The sequence below is a fragment of the Aromatoleum toluolicum genome, assembly GCF_012911005.2.
Classification (GTDB): Bacteria; Pseudomonadota; Gammaproteobacteria; order Burkholderiales; family Rhodocyclaceae; genus Aromatoleum; species Aromatoleum toluolicum.
The window spans coordinates 1-5493 of the sequence record NZ_WTVS01000140.1 but is presented as its reverse complement, the minus strand read 5'-3'; the positions used below and the strand labels follow the sequence as shown (position 1 = coordinate 5493).

Genomic DNA, 5493 nt, shown 5'->3' with positions numbered 1-5493 from the left:
CACCCCGCTGCCGACGTCGCGCAACTCACCCCCCGTCTGTGGAAGCAGCACTTCGCGGCCAACCCCCTGCGATCCGATCTCTTCGAAATCTCGAAGTAGTCAAGGACGCTCGTCAGTTACCGCTTACAGCGCCATCACCGCGTTGGGCGGAATGCCCAATGTCAGCAGCGGAATGAAGGAAGTCTGCGCGCCCGCGTTGTTGGCCGATTCCGGAGCGGCCACGCCGCGGATGTTGCCTCTGCCGAAAGGCACCTCGCCGGGTTCGAGCCTGGTCTTCTTCTCGAGCGTATAGGCGGCAAAGGACGCGAGCAGCGCACCGCCGCCGGGCAGAATCCCCAGCACGGATCCGAGCGTCGTTCCTCGCAGGATCGACGGCAGCATGCGTCGGAAATCCTCCCTGGTCGGGAAGAGATGCTCCAGCTTGCTGGTAGAAACTTCGCGCTTTTCGGCCGCACGCGACAGCGAATTGATGATATCGCCATAACCGAAAATACCCATGGCGATGGCGATGAAACCGATGCCGTCGATGAGCTCGGGGAAGCCCAACGAGTAGCGCGTCACGCCCGAGTCGATGTCCGTACCTATCGTACCCAGCAACAGGCCGAGGACGATCATGGCGATAGCCTTCAGGAGCGACCCCGAGGCCATCACCACCGCGCCGATCAGGCCCAGCACCATGAGCGAGAAATACTCCGCCGGACCGAACTTGAAGGCCACCTCGGCCAAAGGTACGGCGAAGGCCGCGAGTACCAGGGTGCCGATCGAGCCGGCAATGAAGCTGCCGATGCCGGCGGTAGCCAAGGCCGCACCGGCGCGCCCATTGCGCGCCATCTGGTAGCCGTCGAGCGCCGTCACCACCGAGGACGCCTCGCCGGGCAGGTTGACCAGGATCGCTGTGGTCGAGCCGCCATACTGGGCGCCATAGTAGATACCCGCGAGCATGATGAGCGCTGCCAGCGGCTCCAGCGCATACGTTGCCGGCAGCAGCATGGCGATGGTCGCGACCGGCCCCAGGCCCGGCAGTACGCCAATGACGGTGCCCAGCAGGCAACCGACAAAGGCGTAGAGCAGGTTCTGCACCGTAAAAGCCACGCCAAAGCCGAGGGAAAGGTTGTTGATGAGATCCATCATGGCAGCGTCCCCTTAACCGGTGATGGCGGTCGGCCAGAGCTGGAACGGCAGACTGAGCAGCTTGACGAAGACGAGCCAGCTGCCCGCAGCCAGGATCGCCGACTGCGACAGCGCCCGCTTGAGGCTGAACTCGGTGCTGGCAAGGGACGCAAGAACGACCAGCGCCGCAATGGCAGGGATAAGCCCCATGGCAGGAAATCCAAGCGAAGGCAGCCCCCCGATCAGGATTCCGAAGGCAAGGTTGGCGCCAATGATGAAGATCAGCGGCCGCCAGGCGATCGGACCGATCTTCTCCTCGTCGCTCTGCTGACCGAACGACTGCAGCGCCACCAGCAGTCCGATGGCGGCGAGGATGATGCCCAGCAGCAGGGGATAGTAGCCCGGCCCCATGCGGGCCACGCTGCCGACGTTGTATTCACGCGCGCCGAATGCAAATGCCGCGCCCACGATCGTGAACATCATCCCGGCCAATAGATCTCTTTGGCTCTTGATGGCCATGGTGTCTCCTCCTGTTTTCTTTATGGCGTCTTGCGATCTACCTTGCGCCGAAAGGGGTGTGGACCCGATCGGTTTCGTCCGGGCATGAGCCACACTACTTTCGCTTTTGCCACCGAACAATATAATTTTTAGGTAGACCTATTCCGGAGCGTAATACCGTGGACTTGCGCGATCTGCAGTACCTCACTGCTATAGCCGAAGCAGGTAGCCTCGTACGTGCTGCGGAGCGGCTGGGCATCACTCAACCGACACTGTCCAAGGCCGTAGCCCGGCTCGAGCGCACGTTTCGTGTCAAATTGATCGAACGGCTCGCCCGCGGTGTGCTGCTGACCTCCTACGGTCAGGCGGTCGTGGCACGATCGGGCGGTATCGATGCGGGAGTTCGCGACATGTTTGCGGAACTGCGCGATCTGCGTCAGGGTAAGTTGGGACCAGTGACCTTCGGGGTTGGAACGGGAATCAACCCCGCCATCGTGGCGGCGGCCCTCAAGCCGCTTTCCGCCGACAACGACATCACGTTCACGATCATCGGCGGAAAAGCCGACGCCCTGCTACGCGCGGTGCGGGCAGGGGACATCGAATTCGCACTCACGATCGCCCCCTCCCCGAAAGGAAATCTGGCTTGGCACAAATTGTTCGACGATCCGATGGTTCCGATCACCAACAGGAATCATCCGCTCGTCCGGGCCGAGAAAGTCAGTTGGGAAGATCTTGCGGCAGCCCGCTGGATCGTTCCCGTGGAGGGGACGCGGACACGCGAATGGTTCGAGAATCAATTCCGGCAGCGGGATCTGCAACCGCCCGTTCCGGTCATTTCTCTCGACTCCGTCGCCGGTTGGGTGGGATTGGGACCATCCGCCCTCGACCTGCTTGCCTTGCTACCGGCATCGAGCATCCATTACCCGCCGGTGGCCGAACGTGGCGCCATTCTCGCCGCCCCTGAGGATTGGCATTCGGACCGCGTCGTCGGCATCGTACATCGAAGCGGAGGATATTTGAGCAAAGCCGCGGAGAGGCTGATCGAGAGCCTCGAATCCGTAACACGACGCTCGAGTACCAATGCAGCTTCAGGAACGTGAGGATTCAATAGCCCGGGCAAGTAAGCCCGAATCTATTGATACCCTCAGTGCCTTCATCACAATCACGAAGGCTGCTCTATCTGCTGTCCCATCGCACGAACACTCCGATCGCGCAAGTCCTCTGCCATGGCCGACAGATCGTCGAGTATCCCTGCTCGGGTCCCCGCACCTCGACCCCGGCCCAGATAACGTCCGCCCATCATACGAACCGACGGCTCCTGCCACGTCACGATGTGCCGCACTCGGTCACGCTGCACGCTATCATTCCATCATACCCGTACGTCGCATATGAGCGATGCGCGCGACAACGTTGCTGATCCTGGCCCATTTCGTTATTGGTCCCTGCCTCGCGGGACCCAACGACAATTACCCCTTCACCGTGGAAAGCGAGCCGGACGGCGACGGGCACCGGATCGTTGCTCGCAACAACGGACCGGCACCCGTTTCGGTGAAGGTGGCTCTGCTCTATTCCGTGTATGCAACGCCGGATCGCACATTTCCCGTGTTCGCGGTCGTGCCGCCGAACGGCGGGGTCCTGCATCTCGGGCGGTTCAAGCGCACGATATCGGGCGTCGGCTATTCGTTCCGGTATTCGAGCTCCTGGTTGCTGGGTGACTTCAACGCACGACAGAGTGCCGATGCGCTGTATCGCCTTCCGTACCGCGACGGCAGTGGATACCCGATCGGTCAGGCCCCGGGCGGGGCGAACTCGACACATCACTCGGCGGAGAGCGCTCACGCGGTCGACATCGTGATGCCGCAGGACACGCCGGTACTCGCCGCGCGGGACGGAACGGTGATCTATACCGAAGCCAACCAGAGGTATGGAGGCAAGACGCCCGATCTGCTGGACAAGGCGAATGAGGTGAGGATTCGGCACGCGGACGGGACAATCGGCGTCTACGCACACCTCGCCCACGGAGGCGTGCAGGTGTATCCGGGACAGCGTGTGGCAGCCGGGGAACAGATCGGATTGGTAGGCTCGACGGGATATTCGTCGGGTCCGCACTTGCATTTCGTCGTGCAGCAGGTTGTCCGGAACGGGGACGATCTGGGGATGGCGTCGATCCCGTTTCGGTTCTACGTGGGCAACCCGCCGGTTCCGTTCCATCCGAAATCCGGCGCACTCATCGTGGCGGACTACTCGTCGTCCGCTCCAGCGTCAAACGGGGCGTATCCGCGTGCCACTCAAGACGGGGCCTCGACCGGCCTGCTGCCGCAGGTAACGGGGTCCTTCCCGACGACCTCCGATCTGTTCTTGAAGACGGGTGTCCTGCATGTTGGCACCTACATGCGAGCCCTTCCGGCATGGGTCTGGTTTGCGATGATGTTCGGGGTCGTGTTCGTACTCCTGCGCTTGGGCCGGTGGCGCGCCGAGAGGAGGATGCGTGCGGTATTCGAGCCGCGCGAGCCCTCACTCGGGACTCGCCGCTCCGGCAATCCGGATTTCGGCGCGCAGACGCCGTGGGCAAGGCTGCTCCGGGCTTGCGGCGGCGATATCGGAAGGGCGGAGCGTCTGATGGATTACGAGCAGCGGAAGGCACCAGGAATTTCGCGTGACGAAGCGGCGTCGCGGGCTTCGGAGCGACTGGAGCGCGACAGGCGCTAGGGACAACGCCTTACGGGTCTCCACCTGCAGGCTCTGCGTTCGCAAGCATCCGTTCGCCGGATGGTCAGCAATCCCCGGCTACAGATTGACGTCGGTATCGTCTAACTCGCCTTGATCAGCCGATAAAGCCGCTGCGAGCGGTCCGCCCCTCTCCCCTCCCGCCTGGACGCCATTGACAGGCCGAGCCTCGTCAGCCAAGCGCTACCCGTCACAAGCTCCTCTGCTACGACCTACAGCGTTGCAGCCCCAGCTGCTCCCCAATCCGAACACTGCCGGGCGCCTTGAAAACCGTGATGGCCACCCCGGTGTCGTTGATGGAGCTGGCGTCGCCGACATCCACAACAAAGCCGCTCAGCCCGCCGCTTTGCGTGACTTGTAGCACGGGCTCATTCGCTAAGGGATCTTCGCCACGCGGTTGATTACTTTCTGGAAAAGGACTGGATCGAGCCGGGTAACACCTGGATCTACGTGCCGTCTGCGTGACTTCGGCTCGATGCTAAACGCCTAGACGATAACTCTAAGTCGTTGAATTTTGGGGCGACATACCGGGATCGAACCGGTGACAACTGGAGCCACAATAACCGGTTGTTTTCTTTAAAATCCGCAAGTTAAGTCAATTTCTGATCTACAAAATCCCGCCAACTACCCCCTTGAAAGCCGCATCAGTGCTAACAGGCCGTTGAAAAACGCATGTTGAAAGCGAAATCCGCCCTCGTTTTCCGATGCGCGTCGCTATTCTCAGCGCCGCTGAGGCCAATTTCGACCGTTTTGCGGCCGGGTTCGAAGCCTCTTGGCTCCTCGTGTTCGCCTTTTTGCGAACTCCGGACGGATTTCGGCCTACGCATGCTTGGCATCCCACCAGCCCGAGAGGCTGCCGATACGGACCAGGTTGTAGGTCGCGAAGCACAGCAGCGCCTGGCCGGCGAGTTTTTCGCGCCCGATCAGCTTGGTTTTGCGCAGACCGCCGACGGTCTTGAGCCAGCCGAAGGCCTCCTCGATACGCTTACGCACTTTCAGCGAGGTCTTGTACCCGTCATGGCGTGTCGTGCGTAAGCCCCCGGGCAACCCGTCTTGACGTGGCTGTTCAGCCGTTCGAAGGCTGCCAGCGATGAGGCAGCAACTCACCAAGGCGGCTGTGAGGCTGACTGGGCAGGCGTGCGAGGACGTTCTTCAGAT

General features: G+C 61.8%; 4 protein-coding genes and 1 pseudogene. 2 read left to right on the top strand and 3 right to left on the bottom strand.

Annotation, left to right across the window (positions count from 1 at the left end; all coding sequences use genetic code 11):
* Positions 1-123 precede the first annotated feature (123 nt).
* Both GPA27_RS27700 and GPA27_RS27695 read right to left on the bottom strand, forming a co-directional pair.
* Entirely contained in the window at positions 124-1131 is a 1008-nt protein-coding gene (locus GPA27_RS27700; protein WP_211165289.1) for a tripartite tricarboxylate transporter permease, read from the bottom strand.
* A gap of 12 nt (positions 1132-1143) precedes the next feature.
* The gene (locus GPA27_RS27695) at positions 1144-1629 is read right to left on the bottom strand and encodes a tripartite tricarboxylate transporter TctB family protein (protein ID WP_169143633.1); all 486 of its coding nucleotides are present in this window, start codon (positions 1627-1629) and stop codon (positions 1144-1146) included.
* A gap of 158 nt (positions 1630-1787) precedes the next feature.
* Between GPA27_RS27695 and GPA27_RS27690 the strand changes: the two genes are divergently transcribed.
* Together GPA27_RS27690 and GPA27_RS27685 are read left to right on the top strand one after the other, a co-directional pair.
* Positions 1788-2708 carry a LysR family transcriptional regulator gene (locus GPA27_RS27690; RefSeq protein ID WP_169143632.1) on the top strand — a complete coding sequence of 307 codons (921 nt, stop codon included), beginning with the start codon at positions 1788-1790 and terminating at the stop codon, positions 2706-2708.
* A gap of 295 nt (positions 2709-3003) precedes the next feature.
* Positions 3004-4317: a M23 family metallopeptidase gene (locus GPA27_RS27685; RefSeq protein ID WP_169143631.1), complete on the top strand. Its 1314-nt coding sequence runs from the start codon at positions 3004-3006 to the stop codon at positions 4315-4317.
* 837 nt (positions 4318-5154) lie between these two features.
* On the opposite strand, the pseudogene GPA27_RS27680 reads toward GPA27_RS27685, so the two are convergent.
* Positions 5155-5367, bottom strand: a pseudogene (locus GPA27_RS27680) (transposase); the annotation flags it as partial.
* Positions 5368-5493 lie beyond the last annotated feature (126 nt).

Coding starts and splice junctions, on each gene's coding strand:
- GPA27_RS27700 (WP_211165289.1), bottom strand. CDS start 1,131: ATGATGGATCTCATCAACAACCTTTCCCTCGGCTTTGGCGTGGCTTTT.
- GPA27_RS27695 (WP_169143633.1), bottom strand. CDS start 1,629: ATGGCCATCAAGAGCCAAAGAGATCTATTGGCCGGGATGATGTTCACG.
- GPA27_RS27685 (WP_169143631.1), top strand. CDS start 3,004: ATGCGCGCGACAACGTTGCTGATCCTGGCCCATTTCGTTATTGGTCCC.